18 protein-coding genes are annotated in these 19,580 nt (G+C 43.2%); 8 read left to right on the forward strand and 10 right to left on the reverse strand.

Annotation, left to right across the window (positions count from 1 at the left end):
* The first annotated feature begins 26 nt into the window (after positions 1-26).
* Together katG and ACP14Y_RS08805 are read left to right on the forward strand one after the other, a co-directional pair.
* A complete protein-coding gene (katG, locus tag ACP14Y_RS08800; RefSeq protein WP_424962592.1) occupies positions 27-2,201 on the forward strand; it encodes a catalase/peroxidase HPI in 2,175 nt (724 codons plus the stop codon).
* 104 nt (positions 2,202-2,305) lie between these two features.
* Positions 2,306-2,821 carry a hypothetical protein gene (locus ACP14Y_RS08805; RefSeq protein WP_424962593.1) on the forward strand — a complete coding sequence of 172 codons (516 nt, stop codon included), beginning with the start codon at positions 2,306-2,308 and terminating at the stop codon, positions 2,819-2,821.
* A 2-nt stretch (positions 2,822-2,823) separates the two neighbouring features.
* Here the strand turns inward: ACP14Y_RS08805 and ACP14Y_RS08810 are convergent, their stop codons facing one another.
* Entirely contained in the window at positions 2,824-3,414 is a 591-nt protein-coding gene (locus ACP14Y_RS08810) for a LemA family protein (protein WP_424962594.1), read from the reverse strand.
* 26 nt (positions 3,415-3,440) lie between these two features.
* Here ACP14Y_RS08810 and ACP14Y_RS08815 point away from each other — a divergent pair, with 26 nt between their 5' ends.
* The 3 genes from ACP14Y_RS08815 to ACP14Y_RS08825 all read left to right on the forward strand — a co-directional run bounded on the left by ACP14Y_RS08815 (position 3,441) and on the right by ACP14Y_RS08825 (position 5,903).
* Positions 3,441-4,331 (forward strand): TPM domain-containing protein, encoded by an 891-nt coding sequence (locus ACP14Y_RS08815; RefSeq protein WP_424962595.1) that lies wholly within the window; start codon positions 3,441-3,443, stop codon positions 4,329-4,331.
* A gap of 12 nt (positions 4,332-4,343) precedes the next feature.
* A complete protein-coding gene (locus tag ACP14Y_RS08820) occupies positions 4,344-4,991 on the forward strand; it encodes a TPM domain-containing protein (protein ID WP_424962596.1) in 648 nt (215 codons plus the stop codon).
* 78 nt (positions 4,992-5,069) lie between these two features.
* Positions 5,070-5,903, forward strand: coding sequence for a dienelactone hydrolase family protein (locus tag ACP14Y_RS08825; protein ID WP_424962597.1), 834 nt, complete (start codon positions 5,070-5,072; stop codon positions 5,901-5,903).
* 42 nt (positions 5,904-5,945) lie between these two features.
* Here the strand turns inward: ACP14Y_RS08825 and ACP14Y_RS08830 are convergent, their stop codons facing one another.
* From ACP14Y_RS08830 to ACP14Y_RS08840, 3 genes are all read right to left on the reverse strand, one after another.
* Entirely contained in the window at positions 5,946-7,157 is a 1,212-nt protein-coding gene (locus ACP14Y_RS08830) for a WG repeat-containing protein (protein WP_424962598.1), read from the reverse strand.
* A 209-nt stretch (positions 7,158-7,366) separates the two neighbouring features.
* Entirely contained in the window at positions 7,367-7,534 is a 168-nt protein-coding gene (locus ACP14Y_RS08835) for a hypothetical protein (protein ID WP_349566315.1), read from the reverse strand.
* Positions 7,535-7,616: 82 nt separating this feature from the next.
* The gene (locus ACP14Y_RS08840; RefSeq protein WP_424962599.1) at positions 7,617-8,768 is read right to left on the reverse strand and encodes a hypothetical protein; all 1,152 of its coding nucleotides are present in this window, start codon (positions 8,766-8,768) and stop codon (positions 7,617-7,619) included.
* A 183-nt stretch (positions 8,769-8,951) separates the two neighbouring features.
* Here ACP14Y_RS08840 and ACP14Y_RS08845 point away from each other — a divergent pair, with 183 nt between their 5' ends.
* On the forward strand, positions 8,952-10,094 hold the full coding sequence (locus tag ACP14Y_RS08845) for a PQQ-binding-like beta-propeller repeat protein (RefSeq protein ID WP_424962600.1): 1,143 nt from the start codon (positions 8,952-8,954) through the stop codon (positions 10,092-10,094).
* A gap of 72 nt (positions 10,095-10,166) precedes the next feature.
* Positions 10,167-10,685, forward strand: a complete 519-nt coding sequence (locus ACP14Y_RS08850; RefSeq protein ID WP_424962601.1) for a DinB family protein — start codon at positions 10,167-10,169, stop codon at positions 10,683-10,685.
* Positions 10,686-10,713: 28 nt separating this feature from the next.
* Here ACP14Y_RS08850 and ACP14Y_RS08855 read toward each other — a convergent pair whose 3' ends face one another.
* Both ACP14Y_RS08855 and clpB read right to left on the reverse strand, forming a co-directional pair.
* On the reverse strand, positions 10,714-10,860 hold the full coding sequence (locus tag ACP14Y_RS08855; RefSeq protein ID WP_424962602.1) for a hypothetical protein: 147 nt from the start codon (positions 10,858-10,860) through the stop codon (positions 10,714-10,716).
* An 87-nt stretch (positions 10,861-10,947) separates the two neighbouring features.
* Positions 10,948-13,563, reverse strand: coding sequence for an ATP-dependent chaperone ClpB (gene clpB, locus ACP14Y_RS08860; protein WP_424962603.1), 2,616 nt, complete (start codon positions 13,561-13,563; stop codon positions 10,948-10,950).
* Positions 13,564-13,818: 255 nt separating this feature from the next.
* Between clpB and ACP14Y_RS08865 the strand changes: the two genes are divergently transcribed.
* Positions 13,819-14,067, forward strand: a complete 249-nt coding sequence (locus ACP14Y_RS08865) for a hypothetical protein (RefSeq protein WP_424962604.1) — start codon at positions 13,819-13,821, stop codon at positions 14,065-14,067.
* 52 nt (positions 14,068-14,119) lie between these two features.
* Here the strand turns inward: ACP14Y_RS08865 and ACP14Y_RS08870 are convergent, their stop codons facing one another.
* From ACP14Y_RS08870 to ACP14Y_RS08885, 4 genes are read right to left on the reverse strand one after another with little or no spacing between them, the layout of a single operon-like run.
* Positions 14,120-15,214, reverse strand: a complete 1,095-nt coding sequence (locus ACP14Y_RS08870; RefSeq protein WP_424962605.1) for a prolipoprotein diacylglyceryl transferase — start codon at positions 15,212-15,214, stop codon at positions 14,120-14,122.
* A 52-nt stretch (positions 15,215-15,266) separates the two neighbouring features.
* Complete coding sequence (locus ACP14Y_RS08875) at positions 15,267-16,730, reverse strand: TrkH family potassium uptake protein (protein ID WP_424962606.1); 1,464 nt, start codon at positions 16,728-16,730, stop codon at positions 15,267-15,269.
* Positions 16,730-18,070 (reverse strand): Trk system potassium transporter TrkA, encoded by a 1,341-nt coding sequence (trkA, locus tag ACP14Y_RS08880; RefSeq protein ID WP_424962607.1) that lies wholly within the window; start codon positions 18,068-18,070, stop codon positions 16,730-16,732. The genes ACP14Y_RS08875 and trkA overlap by 1 nt, the downstream gene beginning before the upstream one ends.
* 60 nt (positions 18,071-18,130) lie before the next feature.
* A complete protein-coding gene (locus tag ACP14Y_RS08885; protein WP_424962608.1) occupies positions 18,131-19,489 on the reverse strand; it encodes an alanine/glycine:cation symporter family protein in 1,359 nt (452 codons plus the stop codon).
* Positions 19,490-19,580: the final 91 nt, after the last annotated feature.

The following is a 19,580-nucleotide window of genomic DNA, read 5'->3' on the forward strand; positions in this document are numbered from 1 at the left end:
TATTTAAACCTTATCTAAAAATGAATATGAACGCATCAGCAAATGGCAATGGAATAAGTAAATGTCCCTTTCATGGAGGCAATACTTCCACCGGTACTACCGATAAACATTGGTGGCCAAACTCACTTAATCTGGACATCCTTAGTCAGCACGACGCTAAAACGAATCCATACGACGAAGATTTCAATTATAGGGATGCAGTCAAAGAATTAGACTTTGATGCAGTTAAAAAGGACATGCATGCTTTGATGACTGACAGCCAGGATTGGTGGCCAGCCGACTGGGGTCACTACGGAGGATTCATGATCAGAATGGCGTGGCATGCTGCAGGGACCTACCGAATCTCAGACGGCAGAGGTGGGGCTGGAACAGGGAACCAACGTTTTTCTCCACTAAACTCATGGCCGGACAATGCCAGCCTGGATAAAGCCAGACGATTGCTTTGGCCTATCAAAAAGAAATATGGCAATAAAATCAGTTGGGCGGATCTTTTTATCCTCGCAGGAAATGCGGCTTATGAAACCATGGGCTTAGAAATGTATGGGTTCTCTTTTGGGAGGCCCGACATTTGGCATCCCGAAAAAGACATTTACTGGGGAGCTGAAAAAGAATTCCTGGCACCAAGTGAGGAGCGATACGCAAATCTGGAAGATCCGTCTACCTTGGAAAATCCATTAGCTGCTGTGCATATGGGCCTTATTTATGTAAACCCGGAAGGGGTGAACGGAAAGCCCGACCCATTAAAAACTGCTGCTCAGGTAAGAGAGACATTCAAAAGAATGGCTATGAACGATGAAGAGACGGTCGCACTGACAGCTGGTGGACATACGGTGGGTAAAGCTCATGGAAATGGAGATGCCGGTAAGCTTGGGCCAGAACCGGAAGGTGCCGCACTCGAAGAGCAAGGGTTTGGCTGGAGAAACGATCAAAATGTTGGTGTGGGAAGACACTCGGTGACCAGTGGGCTGGAAGGTGCATGGACATCAGAGCCTACCAAGTGGGATAATGGATATTTCAAAATGCTTTTTGAGCATGAATGGGAACTGAAGAAAAGTCCGGCGGGGGCTTACCAATGGATGCCAAAAGACATCAAGGAAGAAGATATGCCTGTAGATGTGGAAGATCCATCAGTTAAAACCATGCCGATGATGACTGACGCTGATATGGCAATGCGTGAGGATCCAGTTTATCGTGAGATTTCGCTTAAGTTCAAAGATGATCAGGAATATTTCTCTAAGACTTTTGCCAAAGCATGGTTCAAACTTACTCATAGAGATATGGGTCCAAAGACCCGATACATTGGTCCGGAAGTGCCTAAGGAAGATTTGATATGGCAGGATCCTATCGAGCCCGGAAATACCTCGTATGATGTAGATGGCATGAAAGCGAAGATCGCTGATGCAGGGATTTCCATTGCAGATATGGTAGCTACCGCGTGGGATAGTGCCAGGACGTTCAGAGGGTCAGATATGAGAGGAGGAGCCAATGGAGCACATATCAGGCTAGCACCGCAAAAAGATTGGGAAGGGAACGAACCTGATCGATTATCTAAAGTGCTTTCCAAGCTTGAGCCTATTGCAAAAGAGTTCAATGCAAGTGTAGCTGACGCAATCATATTAGCAGGTAGCGTTGGCGTTGAAAAAGCTGCAAAAGCTGCTGGATTTGATGTGGCTGTCCCCTTTGCTCCGGGTAGAGGTGATGCGACTCAGGAGATGACAGACATTGAGGCATTTGAGCCTCTTGAGCGTGTAGCTGATGGATTTAGAAATTATCAAAAGAAAACTTACGCATCTACAGCAGAGGAAATGATGCTGGATCATGCGCAACTGCTGGGGCTGACTGCTCCGGAAATGACCGTGTTGGTAGGAGGTATGCGTGTGATTGGAGCCAATTACGGCGGCACAAAACACGGTGTGTTCACTGACAATGTGGGGGCGCTAACCAATGACTTCTTCGTCAACCTGACAGACATGTCTTTCAAATGGCAACCGAAAGGGGAGAACCTATACGAAGGTAAAAACAGAAAAACAGGAGAGGTCGTCTACACAGCGACGCGAGCCGACCTGGTTTTTGGGTCTAATTCCATCTTAAGAGGATATGCAGAGCTGTATGCACAAGATGACAATAAAGAAAAATTTGTTCGCGATTTCATTGCAGCCTGGACCAAGGTGATGAACGCAGACAGATTCGATATGGAGTAAGAATCAGCTAGGGGTCCGATTGAATCGGGCCCTTTTTTTCTTCAATCGTCCTAAGAGGAAAGACTGAATTAATACGTATATTGAAGTAAGCACAGCAATGAATAATGCTTCGCTACATTCACATACAAGGAAAGGAAGCTCCGTCATTCTACTTCAGAGATAAAACGGCACAGCACTTTAAATCGTTGATCCAAAGTTTGGGTGATGGATCATCATTAGTCATTTCTTCGCTTTATCGTACCGATGTGCTTTACACTGCAGAAAAAGATCTTTCTGAGAAAATTTTTAAGCTTTGGGCACTTCAGGAAGAAACGTTTGAGGAAGCCCGACTGAAACTAAGAGCGGGAAGAGATGAAGTACTTGAGCTGTTCTTCACTTCGTTGGTTTCTTTCAGTAGCGTGTACAAATGGTATGATATTTACCTGAACGAATTCAGGCACGCCTGCTCCATTGACCAAAACAATCCCATCTTGAAAGACCTGAAACTATGTGAGCAATACCTTCAGGAATCTCATCAGACAGTAGCCAGACCTATCGCTGGGGCCAATAGTGATGACCTTCTCCCCAGAAAAGAAGTCTTCGAAGATCTGGTCAAGCACATCAATGATTTTTTGAATTGAAATCAAAACTGCACCGTAGGGGCAGTTTCCGCCCCCTCTGCTGCTTCATACAGTGGCTTCCTTTCAAAGCCAAACATTCCGGCTAGCATCGTATTTGGAAACTTCCTTATGTATGTATTGTATGCTTTGGTCTTCTCATTGTAGCGAGTACGTGCCACTGAAATTCGATTCTCCGTTCCTTCCAATTGTGCCTGTAGTTCAAGGAAATTTTGATTGGATTTTAAATCGGGGTACCGCTCTACTGTGACCAATAATCTTGATAATGCAGAGTTTAACTGACCCTGAGCATTCGCAAAATTCTGAAGTGCCTCTTGATTGAGGTTAGAAGGGTCAATTTGAATGCTGGAGGCTTTTGCTCTTGCCTCTGTAACCTGGGTAAGTACTTCCCGCTCTTGGTCGGCAAATCCTTTGACGGTATTCACCAGATTTGGAATAAGGTCATATCTCCGCTGATATTGCGTTTCCACATTTGCCCATTCGGTGTTTACTTCCTCATCCATGGTCACCATGCTATTATATTTCCCGGCGAAGAAATTGTACCCAAGAAAAACAACGACCACAATGATCAGTATGGTAATTACTCGCTTATTCATCTTTATTTCTTATTTTCATCGAAGATATGAAATCATACCTAAAATCAATAGTCATTCTACTTGTCTCAGTGGTGGTGGTCACCCATTTGAGAGCACAAGATCAACAGGAGGTTCCATCACTTAAAGAACGAGTAACAGACCTGGCAAATATTCTCACAGAATCTGAAGAAGCATTTTTAACCAGCCAGCTTAAAGAGCTTGAGGAAAGAAAGGGTAGTCAACTTGCGATTCTAACGATAAATAGTACTAAGCCAGAAACCATCGAGCAATTTGCCATTCGTGTTGTAGATCGATGGAAACTGGGAAGGGAGGATGTAGATGATGGAGTCCTTTTGATCGTTGCAAAAAATGATCGTAAACTAAGAATAGAGGTGGGATACGGACTGGAGGGAGCCATACCTGATGCATATGCCAAGCGGATTATAAATAACATCATTGTGCCTCATTTTCGCGATGGTGATTATTACCTCGGCATGGAAGAAGGGATTGAAGCTATTATCGGTTTGATCAATGGAGAGGACTTGCCGCAGGTTACTTCGACAAGAAGCAGACAAAAGGAAGAAAGTTATTCATTCGGTCTATTCTTGGGAATCGTCATCCTGATATTCACAATTTTCATTGTTAAAGCTTTATTAAGTAAGAAAATCGGGAATATGAAAAGTAATTTAATTGTGATCCCGATTGTGTTTCTAATAGTGTGGATATTAGTAAGCCTTGGAGCAGCATTATTTGCATCACTTTTAGCCGCTGTTATCCTGAATGGAAAAGGATCAGGTGGTGGCCGAAGAGGTGGTGGATATTATGGCGGATACGTAGGTGGTTCTTCCGGCTGGGGCGGAGGAGGTGGCTTTAGTGGTGGCGGTTTCTCCGGAGGTGGCGGAGGTTTTGGTGGCGGTGGTGCTTCCGGAGGATGGTAAAAGTTTAGACAAATGAAAAAATACATATTTACAAGAGAGGAAAAGCATCTGGTAAAAGAGGCTGTCGAAGCGCTCGAGAAGGAATCGTGCGGTGAAATAGTGCCTTTCTTTACCCGGAAAAGCGATGATTACTCAGAAGTCTCCTGGCATCTGTCCGCCATTTTAGGAATCGGGGGGTTGGCTATAATCGCAATGCTTTCGTATACCTGGATGCTACCAGCAATTTCATACCTTGAGGCATTTATTGTGATTCTTGCGCTGATGATCATTGGCTATTTTTTACCTATTATTTTCCCTATTCTCACCCGGGTTTTTGTCTCTGAGGAACGTGCAATGGAAATGATCTCACTCCGTGCAAAAGAGGCCTTTCTTAATGAGAAAGTATATGATACCCAGGAGCGAGTAGGCATACTTATTTACATCAGCAGGCTTGAACATGTGGTTCTTGTGATTGGTGACGAAGGCATCAATGCGAAGGTGAAAAAAGAGGACTGGGAACAGGTGGTCTCGTTCATAACAGATGGTCTGAAAAGAAAACAGATCGGTGATGGCCTGGTGGATGGAATTAACCATTGCAAAGAGTTACTTCTCTCCCACGGGTTTGTTCGAAAAGACACGGACACGAACGAACTTTCAGACGAACTAAGAATCAAAGAATAACCCATTTAAGTCTGCTGTCGGAACAGTGCATCGCTGTTTCCTGTTTACCTTTATACTAAAACTTAAAAACCTAAAAAGATGAAATTCAAACTGCTTTATGGATTAGTGTTGGGTGCATTCATGTTTTCATGTACCAGCACAGAAAAGGAATCTGATAGTGACACTCCAGAAGAGGTGCCAGTTAAGGTGATCGGGAAAGTCACATCTTATGCCACAGATTCTACTGAAATGATTGGCTATATGGCCATGGATGTCAACGACTCATCAAAGCGTCCGGGAATTTTGGTGGTGCATGAATGGTGGGGCCACAATGAGTACTCCAGACAAAGGGCGGATATGCTTGCAGATCTGGGCTATGTTGCGCTTGCTGTGGATATGTACGGAGATGGTAAACAAGCCGCACACCCGGATGAGGCCGGGCAGTTTGCGGGAATGGTTATGGGCAACTTCGATGAAGCAAAAGCTCGTTTTGACGCTGCACTGGAAACATTAAAAAATCACCCGAACGTAGATAATGAGAAAATCGGAGCAATTGGTTACTGTTTTGGCGGATCGGTTGTGCTCAGTATGGCTAATTCAGGGTATGATCTGGATGCGGTTGCTTCATTCCATGGAGGATTAGGCTTACCTGTAATGCCTGACTCTGGTTCCGTAAAGGCAAAGGTGCTTGTTGCTAATGGAGCAGACGACCAGTTTGTGCCTGAGCAACAAATCGAAGATTTCAAAGCGGCGATGGATGCTGCTGGAGCGGATTACAAATTCATCAATTATGAAGGAGCTGTGCATAGCTTTACCAGCAAAGCGGCAGACTCAATTGCTGCGAAATTTGAGATGCCTCTGGCCTACAATGCTGAGGCAGATAGTGCCAGCTGGGCGGAAATGAAAACTCTTTTTTCTCAAGCTTTCAAATAAGTGCTGGTTCATGAAATCGTTAGGCGCCTGTGGCGCCTTTTTTTATTTCCATACATGGATATTTCCTGCCTCGTCCACCATGATTTTCTGATATTCAACAGGCACCACCACCTCAAACTCTTTATCGATTACTCCTAGTTTCCAGCTCTTTTTGCTTTTTATCAAGGCGTATTTTCCCACAAAATCACTGACCCAGTATTTCTTAACCGTTCCTATATTTCTTATATGTGTGCCTCTGGAGCTAAAATGATCACTCAATTCATGAAAGCTACCGCTCAGGTCTGCCATCGCTACCGGTACTACTATTTTGCCTGCTTTATCAATAAATCCAAACTTGCCTTCCTTTTCCACTAGTGCCCAGTTGGAGTTTTCCCGATCAAAATAGCTGATGCGATCGTAGACAGGCGGAACGACCTCTTTTCCGGTTTTATCAATGAAACCATACAGTCCATTCTTTCTTACCATGGCCAGGTGTGATGCTCCCTTGCTTCCAAAGTTGTAGATACGCTCGTATATTGGTGAAACCACCTCTTTTCCCGACCGATCAATTAATCCGTACAATCCATTTCTTTCCACTCGCGCCCAGTGGCTGGCAATTGTCCCAAACGAGGAGACAGAGGTATACTTCGGCGTGATTATTTCTTTACCACTACGGTCAATAAATCCCTCCAGGCCATTCTTCTCCACCTTAGCCCAATCCGTACCAATGGATCCAAAGCTCCCGATTCGGGTATATGCCGTTGGCACAATTTCTTTCCCTGATCGATCCAGGAATCCGTATAATCCATCTTTTTGCACCCTTGCCCAGGATATTCCATAAGACCCAAAAGCGTTGATGTCGCTATAAACACACGGAACGATCTCCGCTCCCGACCGATCAATGAATCCATACAGTCCATTTTGAAGGACCAAAGCCCAGTTTACGCTTTTGTCCCCAAAAGAATAAATGCGATCATATACCGGCTTGACTACCATCGCACCACCTCGATCTACATAGCCATATCTGCCGTCTTTTTGGATCTTGGCCCAGTTCAGTCCCGATTGACCAAATGAATAAATTTTTTCGTATTCAACAGGAAGCACCTCTTCGCCCCGGCGGTTTATCAGTCCATACCGGTTTTCTTTGCGAACCACTGCAAAACTATTGTGACCATGCTCTCCAAAACTTGCAATATGATCGTATGTGGAGTCTTCCTGTGCTGGAGACTTTAAAAAAGAAAAAATCAGTAGGATAGTCGCAACGAAAAACTTCATATAGGTCGTCTTTTAATTATAGACAGCCTAACATCAAGATAGCTTCCGTTTGTTCATCAAGATTTATGCACACGTGCTTATGAATAGTGCTATTGAAAGAAATGCAACGGTAGCGCGAAATATGTAATAGTACTTGCGCATAGTTAAGATTTACTTAATAATCCTAACTATATATACGTACGGACAGGTGGTCGGGGAAATATATTCGATCAACTACCGCACCCTACACATTCAATCTCGGAGTTCATGGGACGAGTTCCATTTTGCTTCATCTTCAAATTATGGATCTTGTCTTTGATCTCCATATCTGAAAACATGTCACCAGTTAGCTGAGACTCTAATTCTTCGATTTGGGATTGGATTTCTTCTGCAGTCATGACGTATTTGTTACGGGTGTTTGAGTAAATAAATCTAAAGGAATTTTTTCGATTATCGTTCCATGACTGTGAGAATTTATTCTTAGAAAGGATAAAGGCAATCCATCTTAACTTTGCTATTCTTATTGTCTCTGAGTTCAAGTTCACTTACTACTGGCAATCCATTAAAAATAAATTTGATCACCTTCAGCTGACCGATTGCCTGTTCATAATCTAGCTCAACCGTTTGATTGTCGCCCACCTGCAACTGTAATTTTCTATCCCGACTGGTGATTTTCACATTGTGATTCGTAGTAACATCTGCAGTTAAATCAGACAGGTCATTGGCCTTTCCTGAAAAGCTTTTTTCTGCGCATACAAGTGTAGCAATGCCATAGCATCCTTTTTGTGTTACCGGGATTCGCATATTTCCGTAGCTTCCTTTGACCAATACTTCATACATAAGACAGAGGGTGCTCTCCGATGCTGGAGCCATGGCTACTCTTGCATTCAATGAAAAATCATCTCCAGAAAGCATTTCCAAAGAGGTGTTGGATAAAGTGAAAACAGGGTAAATCTCTGTAGCATCTACTGCTAATTTTTCAACCGTTTGCCTGGTGATTCCTAGTCCGGATGAATTAAGAAAATCGCTTTTATCAACATATTGTGGTTGGGTATCCATTCCTGAATCCATCAGCAATGCATGCCAGCCTTGAGTGGTAACATGAACAGCTTGCTGGGCCAGAACCTGATCCTGATATAGCAATTTTGCTTTGTGATAATCCGGGTAATAATAGGTGCCGGTATAGAAGTTGTTTTCCATGTCCAGCACTACTCGCTCATACGGATTCCAGGATAGCTCTATCTCAACTTCAGGATATGGTACAACATAATTAAAGCCTATGGTGGCCGGCACCCCTTCATGCACTAAAACTTGTGGCTTCAGAATTACCTCACCTACTGCCTTATCAGTCGAGGTTAAAAATATGATTGTAGAAACAATTAAAAGCAACCCTAGCGAATAGAGCACTGATCTTGAAGTTAGTTTATAAAGGTGCTTTTTATTGTTTGGCAATGAATGCTTAAATGCATGCCATCCGGAGTGGTCTAAAAATTGTGCTAATGCATCCAGTGTTTTGGTTTGAGGTATCGATTGATATTTGTCGGACCAGATTCTTCTGAGCGTAGATGTACTCAAATCCGTTCGGGTCTTCTCCAATATGATCTCATGCAGATATTCAAAATCCCGCTCCATAGGTGCGGAACTGAAATTTAGCTTTTGTTCTATCTGCTTTTTGCACAACGATATGTACTCTCTTTCTCTCAAAATTCCTTCAAGATAATACTGCAAAGGATTTACTAAGGTTTTGAAAAAGTTTTTAGGCCGATCAAAATCGAGTGCTTACTATGTTGATGATAAAATAAAAATGGACTAATCATGAAACTACTAATGACACAGATTTTTGGATTAATTCTAATCACATCCAGCTTGGCTCAGTCACTCAATTTAGACTGGAGCTTTCAAACCTCTGATCGAATTATAGCCTCGCCACTCATACAGGGTGAAACTGTATTTGTTGGAAATGAACGAGGCGATTTCTACGCTGTTAGTCTTACTGGTGTGGAGCAATGGAAAATCGAGACTGGAGGAAACATTCAGGCAAAAGCAACATGGGTGGACGGTAATGTATTCTTTGAGTCTGCCAATGTATTCTACCTGGTCAATGCCAAAAGCGGGAAGGAAGTCTGGAGGTTTGATACAGCCATGAAGCCTTTTGTTTTCAAATACGATGGAAAGGAGTTTCCATTTAAAATAGATCCATACGACGACAAAAGATCAACGGCTTTTGTGCACCAAGAAACAATTTACATTGGTTGCGGAAATGGGAAGGTCTATGGACTTGATGCTAAAAGTGGGGAAGTCGAGGTTGAATATCAAACTGAGGATAATTCTCCGATACGTTCATCTCCGCTGGTTGAGGACGGAAAACTCTACTTCGGTGGTTGGAATGGGGTGGTTTACTGCTATTCTTTGGCTGACAAGGAGCTGATGTGGAAGAAAAAGACCTATCGCGGTGAAAAGCCTTACGGTACGTTTGGAGGCATTGTTTCTGAATTCCTTATTCACAAAGGCCTGTTGTACTTCGGTGCTCGAAATCATATGCTGAATGTGCTGGAAGCTTCTACCGGAGAAAAAGACTGGACATACACGGATAAGAATGGTGGATGGATTATTGGCGATCCGGTGATTTACAATGACACGCTTTATATGGGTGGGTCCGACAATTTCACAATGTATGCTTTTGGTACACGTTGGGGTAATCCTATATGGGCTCACAACAACGGAAACAAAAACATTTATACAAAACCAATAGTGACCAATGATTGGGTCATATATTCATGCGGGAGTGGGTACAACCCGGCCGCAAGTGGTGTCCTTTATCTCATAGATAGAATGACCGGAAAGGAAGTGGACAAATATGACACTCCAATGACCACTTTATCTTCTCCCGAACTGGCTGGGAATCAGGTCGTTTTTGGGTGTTACGACGGTAAAATATACACCATCAAACTGGAGTAGGCGACCTTTTATGTAAAGGTTTGAGGGTAATTAGGTTCTTTGGCGTTTAACAAGAAACTAAAGTAAGCACCAATGAAAAAGTATGTAAGTCTAATCCTCATGTCAATGACGACCTTTTGCTTTGCGCAAACGAGTACCGAAACCTTAGTTGCCGATTATGAGCGTGCCAAAGCACTGTCTCTTGAATACGTGGAAGCTATGCCGGCAGACAAATTTGATGACAGACCTACTGAAGGGATAAGAACCTTTGCCGAACAGTTTCTTCATGCCTCACAGGGCACCATCGGGCTGGTGAGCAATGGTACTGGCGCAGATAGAATCTATGCCAATGCTAATCTGGAAAAAGACCCCAAACTACAATCGAAGGAGGAGGTGAAAAGGATGGTCACGGAAAGCTTTGATTTTGCAATAGCATCCATCAAAAATATGGATGAAAGCACCTTCGGTGAAATTGTGGAAAGAGGGCCTTTTAAGATTACTCGATTAGCATGGGTTCAAAAAGCGCACGAACACATTTCTCATCACAGGGGCCAGGCAGCCGTCTATTTACGGATGAATGGGATTGTGCCACCGCAGTATAAATTGTTCTAAAAATGATAAAACCGGCTATATGCCGGTCTTATTCTTCTTCATCTTCTTCTACGATCTCTTGCCTAACATCATCCAGAGACTTAAACTCCTGATTGTAGGTATTGTGAAAAGCGATCATCGTTCCGATGATCGCCACCCACAAAATTCGCTTTATAATCTCCCAAATGGTTTTCACATCAATATATTTTCAATGTCCTCTCCCCACCCTCGAAACGTCGAACCGCTCCAAAAGAGGGAGATGTTGGTATTGAGGTGCAAACCATTATTCAATTGCTACCTTATCCAGGTTCAAAAACTCTACAGCTCCCTGATCGGATAACGTCACGCCGATTACGGAATCTTTAGTAATGTTACCCGCCAGAATTTCCTTGGACAGTTCGTTCAAAATCTCCCGTTGCAGTACTCGCTTCAACGGTCTGGCTCCAAACTGAGGATCAAATCCAACCTTGCCAAGGTGTGCAAGCACCTGCTCATCCGCCTCAATTTTGATTCCATTCTCTTCCAGTCGCTTTTGAATGAGCCTGAACTGAATGCCTACGATCTTCTGCAAGTCATCTTTGCTCAGCGGACGGAACATGATCGTCTCATCCACCCGGTTTAGAAATTCAGGTCGAACAGACTTTTTCAGAAGCTCGAAAACCTGATTCTTCGTCTCTTCAATTACGGGTTCCGGATTCTTTTCATCCAACTTCTCAAAGTTTTCCTGGATCAGGCTGGACCCAATGTTGGTGGTCATGATGATGATCGTGTTCTTAAAGTTTGCAACCCGTCCTTTATTGTCAGTGAGCCTACCATCATCCAATACCTGAAGAAGGATATTGAACACATCGGGATGCGCTTTCTCAATCTCGTCAAGTAAGATTACACTGTAAGGTTTTCTCCTGACAGCCTCTGTGAGTTGACCGCCTTCATCATAACCGACATAACCCGGAGGCGCACCAATCAAGCGACTAACCGCATGTCGTTCCTGATATTCTGACATATCAATTCGAACCATGGAATTCTCATCATTAAAGAGATATTCTGCAAGTGCTTTAGCCAGTTCGGTTTTACCTACACCTGTGGTTCCAAGAAATATAAATGAACCAATTGGTCTTTTCGGATCATGCAATCCAGCTCTACTTCTTCGTACTGCATCTGAAACAGCCTGAATCGCTTCGGACTGCCCTGCGACTCTCTTACCAAGTTCGTCTTCTAGGTGGATCAGCTTCTCTCGATCACTCTGTAACATTTTGGAAACAGGAATGCCGGTCCATTTAGCTACCACTTCTGCAATATCCTCCGCGTCGACCTCTTCTTTTAGTAGCGACTTTTCACCCTGCATCTCATGAAGCTGTTCCTGGTAATCAGCCAGTTTCTTTTCGGCTTCTACAATCTTCCCATACCGAATCTCAGCTACCTTTTCGTATTCCCCGGCACGTTCAGCACGCTCAGCTTCCAGCTTATAGTTCTCGATATTTTCCTTTGCCTCACGTAATCCCTGAATCACGGACTTTTCATTGTCCCACTTTGCCTTGAGTTCCCCTCTTTCAGACTCCAGATCTGCGATTTCCTTGTTGAGCTGCTTTTCTTTCTCCTTGTTTTTCTCCCTTCGAATCGCCTCACGCTCAATCTCCAGCTGCATGATGCGTCTATTCAGCTCATCCAATTCCTCCGGAAGAGAGTCTATCTCAATTCTCAACTTGGATGCAGCCTCATCCATTAAGTCAATGGCCTTATCCGGTAAAAATCGATCGGAGATGTATCGATTAGATAGCTCCACAGCGGCGATTACCGCATCATCTTTTACCCGTACGCCGTGGTGTACTTCATATTTATCTTTTATACCCCGAAGGATAGAAATTGCATCCTGAACATTGGGCTCATCGACTGTAATCGCCTGGAATCTTCGCTCCAGCGCTTTGTCCTTTTCAATGTATTTCTGATACTCTTGAAGGGTTGTTGCTCCTATGGCATGCAGTTCACCTCTGGCCAACGCTGGCTTCAGTAGGTTTGCCGCATCCATGGCACCTTCACCACCACCACCGGCACCAATGAGCGTGTGTATCTCATCAATGAATAGGATGATCTCACCGTCACTATCTGTCACCTCTTTGATCACTGCTTTCAGTCGCTCCTCAAACTCTCCTTTATATTTTGCTCCTGCAACGAGTAGACCCATGTCTAAAGAAATAATGGTTTTTGACTTCAGGTTCTCAGGCACATCACCATCCACGATTCGCTGAGCCATACCTTCTACAATGGCCGTTTTACCAACCCCAGGTTCACCTAATAAGATTGGATTATTCTTGGTCCTTCTTGCCAAAATCTGAAGTACTCGTCTAATCTCTTCATCACGACCTATCACAGGATCGATCTTCCCTTTCTTTGCAAGTTCATTTAGGTTCTTTGAATAGCGCTCCAGTGAGCGGTACTTAGATTCTGCGTTCGGGTCTGTCACCTTTTCCCCTCCTCGCAATTCCTTAATGGCTGCAATCAGCTGTTTCTCTTGAAAGCCTGCATCTTTTAAAATTTGTGCTGTTTTGTCGGATCCTGCTAGTATCCCAAGAATGATGTGCTCAACAGCCACGTACTCGTCACCGAAATCCTTGAGGTATTTTTCTGCCTTTTGAAGTGCCTTCGCAGCATCATTAGAAAGGTATGGTTGCCCCCCTGATACCTGAGGATATCCATTGACCACCTCGTCAAGAGGCGCTTGGATCATCTGCTTGATGGCACCCAGTTTTTTCAATAAAAATGAGATGAGGTTCTCATCCGACATCAAAATTGCCTTTAGCAGGTGGCCTGTCTCAATTACCTGATGCCCTCCTCCTGAAGCTATTTCTGTTGCTTTTTGGAGGGCCTCCTGTGCTTTAATTGTGTAATTATTAAAATTCATTAGTCGCTTTTTTTCTTGTACGATTGGAAGATGTCAAATGCTATTCCAAAGATTTTTTTGGACTATTTCAAGACAACTTGGCAGACGTTAGTGATGGTTTGATTGGAAAAAAGGACAAGTCGTCAGTCAAAAAAATTAGTGAGTGATTTAATAAACTGGAATTTTTTATTTTGATTTTTTTTACGAAAAGGCATTTATCGTTTGTTTATGAGCATTATCCTTATAATTTTATGGGAAATTAAAACCTGACCAAAAATGAAAAAAGTACTTTTACTATTAGCTATGGTTGCATTCCTAGGAGCATGCACATCATCATCTTCATCATCAGATTCTGAAGCAGAGGATGCAGTGGAGGAAGCAGGAGAGGCTGCTGAAGAAGCAATGGATGATATGGAAGAAGCTGCTGACGAAGCAATGGACTCAGTAGACGTTGCTGTAGATTCTCTTGCTGCTGAGGTTGAGGAAGCTACAGAAGGAGCTGCTGAAGAAGAAGAAGATCAGTAAGATTTCTTTGAAAGAATTAAGGAAGGGAGCACGTAGCTCCCTTTTTTTATGCCTACTGAAAATCTGACATCTTTCGATCTTTTGTAAAAATCCACACCATCAAAACAATTCCTGCTATGGTGAGTGGGATGCTTAATATCTGACCCATGTTTAACGCGAGATCTTCCTCAAACGCTTCTTGGTTCATCTTAAAGAACTCATCCACAAATCGTAGTGACCATAGCACGATCATAAAAAGTGCGAAATTGAATCCTTGCGGCAGGATATCTTTTCTTTTGCTCCAAAGCCAGTAAAGTACGATCATCAGAATAACACAATAAATCGCCTCGTATAATTGAGCTGCATGTCTCACTTTACCTTTCGCAGCAATTTCTACGATCTCTTTGCCATCCTTTTGATAGTTTTTGTAGGCCAGGGGGCCATCTCCAAAATCAACATGTTCCGTCACTTCACCATATCTGCTTAGCGTACTTTTCAGCTGGTTCTCAACAAACATTTTATCCTTTAGCTCGAACTTGTACCCCCTGCGGTATTCGATGAATGCTGTGATCGGTACAAACCCTGCCTGATCACTTTGCAATTCTCCTCCTTTTTCAAACCAGACATCATCCACATCCTCGGAGTAATTGAGCACATCGTAAGTAGCACGGGCGTACACGATACCAGTATTGGAGTTTGTAAGAGTCCCCTCCATTTCGGAGTTGAAAAGATTGCCGGTTCGAATCATAGCTCCTGTTAGAGCTACCACAATAACCAGCCTGTCTAAAATCCAGAGATAACGATAATTGTATTTTTTGCAGAACAGATAAATAGCAACTAAAATACCAAGCGCTCCTCCATGACTCGCCAGCCCTCCTTCCCAAATCATTAGGATTTTAATCGGATTGGATAAGTAGTATTCAGGATTGTAAAACAGACAGTGACCTAACCGTGCACCAATGATGGTCGCTATAACCATATATCCGGTTATCCGCTCTACATCTTTTTCCGGACGCCCTTCCGCTTTAAAAATTCGAAAGAAAACCTGCTGAGAAAGCAAGAATCCTAATGCAAATAATACTCCATACCAACGTGGTGCATAGTCAGTAAAAGGAATGGTGAAGATGGCCGGATCTACCGTCCAGATTATATAACTGAGGATATTCATTTATTCATTTTTTGATGAATCGCTCAAAGATGACCCAATCTGCTGAAAGGCCTTAAACTTTTCTCCAGAAAAATGGAGTAAAGAGGATTAGCACTGTAAAAAGTTCCAATCTGCCAAGAAGCATCATAAACGAAAGAATCCATTTTACACCAGTAGGTAGATGGGCAAAATTGTCAACAGGCCCCACATCACCAATCCCAGGTCCAATGTTTCCTAAGGTAGTGGCCACAGCTCCTAAAGATGTATTGAAATCGATTCCAAACGAAGAAACAGCGATGGCCCCAAAACAAACGATTAGGATATAGATCATTATAAACGCGAGCACATTGAACGTAATGTCTCTGCTGACAGACTTTCCATTAAATCGTACAGGGATAATAGCTGATGGATGTAGGATACGTTTCAGTTCTAACAAGCTGTTTTTAATCAATAGAATGTGCCTCACCAGCTTCACACCGCCTGCGGTAGATCCTGCTGACCCTCCCGCAAACATCAGCAGGAAGAATACAACGGTTAGAAAAGATGTCCATGCAGTATAATCATGGGTCACATATCCGGTGGTAGTAACCACAGAAACGATCTGGAATAAAGCATCCCGGATGGATTTCTCGAAGGTGTCATGTCCCAAATTGAAAATGATGAGTCCTACTATTAAGGAAGACGCCACGCAAAAAATCAGGTAGAACCGAAACTCCTCATTTCTCAGCACCTTTTTGAATTTCCCATGCAGACCAAAATAGGTCATGGTGAAATTAGTCCCTGCCATGAACATAAAAAAGATGATTACATATTGAATGAACGGATCCTGATAATGAGCAATGCTGGCATTTTTCGTTGAAAATCCTCCGGTAGCCATGGTCGTCAGGCTGTGATTAATTGCATCATAGAACGTCATTCCTCCGGCCCACAGCAAGGCCAGCTCAGTCACTGTCAGCCCGCAATAAATAATCCATAAACGCTTGGCTGTTTCTTTGATTCTTGGCTGCAGTTTGTCAGGAGATATGCCAGGTGCCTCGGCCACAAAAAGCTGCATGCCGCCAATGCCTAAAAGGGGAAGGATGGCGACCGTTAACACAATAATCCCCATTCCTCCGATCCACTGAGTTAAGCTTCGCCAAAAAAGAATCCCTTTATCTACCGACTCGATATCGGTAAGAACAGTTGCTCCAGTGGTGGAAAAGCCTGATAGCGTTTCAAAAAATGCATTGGTTAAATCAGGAATCGCTCCACTGATAATGTATGGCAAGGAGCCGAAAAAAGACATGGAAAGCCAGCCCATCGTAACTATGAGGTATCCGTCTTTTTTCCGCATCTCATTGGTGTGGAGGTTTCTGGTGATTAGAAGTAAAAGAGATCCTATACCAATGGTGATGAGCGACGAGCTAATAAGTGCCAGGTGATCGCCCTCATTGTAATAAAAGCTGAAGGGCAAGCAGGTGAGCATGAATCCTCCATTGATTAAAAGAAGAATCCCAATAACTTTAAAAATGACCTTAAAGTTGTAGTTAAACTGCATTATTTGAAGAAGCTCTCCACTTTCCTAATACATTCTGGCTTTGATAAAACGACTACCCGGTCTTTGGGTTGAAATTCGAAGTTACCTCTCACAGCAATTCCACGTCCATCCCGAATTACCCCACCAACAATCGCTGTTTTCGGAAAATCAAGATCTTTCAATGGCTGCTCAGTTATCCTAGATTTTTCTCCTAATTCAAACTCAAGTATTTCTGCATCCACCCCATGAATTCCAGCAATGTTGAGTACTTCACCTTTACGGATATACCTAAAGATAAAGCTTGCCGCTATCAATTTTTTATTGATCAGTGTATCGATACCAATGCTCTGAGAAAGGTGGATATAGTCCACATTTTCCACCAGGGCGATGGTTTTTCTCACCCCCTGATTTTTGGCAACCAGGGAAGCCATGATGTTTGTTTCAGAGTTTTCAGTAAGCGCAACAAATGCATCCATCCGATCAATGCTTTCCTCTTTCAAAAGATTAATATCCCTTCCATCGCCATTAATGATCATGGTATCTGGTAGCTCATCCACCAGGTGAAGACATTTTTCTTTGTCGGCCTCAATCAACTTGATGTTGTATTTCTTACTCAAAAGCTTGGCCGTGTTTATTCCCACTTTACTAGCGCCAAGAATCATCACGTTCTTGATCTCGAAGCTCTCCTTCCCAGCCAGAGCGGTTACTCGCTCAATTCCATCAGGTTGGGCAATGAAATACGCATGATCTCCATCCTGAAATTTATTTTCACCGTATGGAATGATGGTTTTGTTGTCTCTAAGAATCGCTACCGTGGTAAAATTGTGATCAGGATTTAAATATGCGGTTTCAGTCAGTGTTTTTCCAAACAGCTGAGAGCCTTCATCCACTGTGATCCCCACAAGGGATAGCATCCCCTTTTCAAACTCAAAGGTATCCGTCAAAGCAGACTGTTTGAGTAATCGTTTGATCTCCCTTGCCGCTAGAGAAGCTGGGGAAATGATCTCATCAATTCCAACATTACTGAGGTTTAATTCATCACGAGAGTGAAGGAGCTCAGTATTGGATATTCTCGCAATGGTTTTCTTTGCTCCCAGACTTTTCCCCAAAATACAGGTGGTAATATTCGTCTCCTGAATGGAGGTTACGGCTATTAACAAATCCGCCTTTCCAATATTGGCTTCCTTTAATATCCGCGGAGAGGTGGAGCTCCCTCGCACCGTGCTTACATCCAGGTGTTGGGAGACATACTCCAGTACGGTAGGATTTGAATCTATGATTACAATATCCTGCTCTTCGGCGGTTAAAAGCTTTGCAAGATGAAACCCCATCTCACCGGCTCCAGCTATTACAATTCTCATCCTATCTTAAATGATATTGGGCGCAAAGATATGGCATCTAAGTACCAGCATTCCAAATGATTACGATTTATATACTTCACTAAAATACTTCTTGGTGGCTTGCATCACTTTCGGCGCTAGTATTACCGTTGAAATCATTGTAGGGAAAGCCATCAATCCGTATGCTACAAACACCAAATTGACCACATCTGTTAGAGATGCTACTGACCCCACCAGGACTAAGGCAATGTACCAATAATAAAAATACTTGCCGAACCTCGCTCCAATTATAAAAGACAAACATTTCTGACCATAATAGGCCAGACCGAAAATGGTGGTGATGGCAAAAACCATTACACAGATCATTAATACTATCGGGCCAACCCCAGGTAACCCCACCTCGAATGCACTTGCCGTCATCACGATTCCATCTGCTTCCCCGCTGTTCCAAACCCCTGTGATCAAAATGCAAATGCCGGTCATGGTACAAATGATAATGGTATCGATGGTAGGTCCGAGCATAGCTACCAAACCTTCTCGAACTGGTTCTTTTGTTTTGGCCGCACCATGCATTAGTGGTGCCATTCCTATCCCTGCTTCATTGGAAAATGCGGCTCTTTTGGCGCCTTCAACTATGACAGCTCCAACAGCACCTCCCAACACTGCTTTAGCAGTAAAGGCATCTTCAATGATGAACAAAAAAGATGGAATAATCTCTGAAGGGTTTGTGATCATGATCGAAAGCACACTTAGAACAAATAAAATCACCATGAAAGGAACCAACTTAGAAGCCACATTCCCAATTCGTTTAATTCCTCCTAAGATTACGATTGCCACCAAAGCGGCTATTACAATACCTATGGATAAGTTTACTACGAATGAGCTTTCAATACCGATTGGCGTCAGCACCACATTCTTGAATACTGCTACCATCTGATTGGTTTGGAATACAGGAGTAGCACCAAAAAAGCCTGCAACACAAAAGAAAATGGCGAGTGGCATCCACTTTTTTCCAAGGGCTTCACGGATCACGTACATAGGTCCTCCTTGTAGTTCGCCTTCAGAGTCTTTTCCTCTAAACTGAACAGCAAGGGTGCAAGTAAAATATTTGGTTGCCATCCCTACAAAGGCACTCATCCACATCCAGAACATTGCTCCTGGTCCACCAGCCGCAATGGCTAACGCAACCCCACTAATATTTCCCATACCTATCGTGGCAGCCAATGCACCACTTAGTGCCTGAAAATGGCTGATCTCCCCTGGATCATTTGGGTCATCATACTTGCCCCTCAAAATATTAACTGCGTGACGGAGATATCTAAATGGAAGGAATCGCGAATAAACCAAAAGAAAAAGCCCTCCTCCTAAAAGAAGAATAAGCAAAGGAGGTCCCCATATGAAGGCTACTGCATCTGCTAGAAATGTGCTGATCGAGTTCATAAAGCTCGTGAAGGTAATATGTAACTTTGAGTCAAAACCATTTTATGGGCATGAAATGAACAAAACCAATCATTTTGTCCTTTCATAAACC

It is taken from the genome of Ekhidna sp. (genome assembly GCF_965247405.1).
Taxonomy (GTDB): Bacteria; Bacteroidota; Bacteroidia; order Cytophagales; family Cyclobacteriaceae; genus Ekhidna.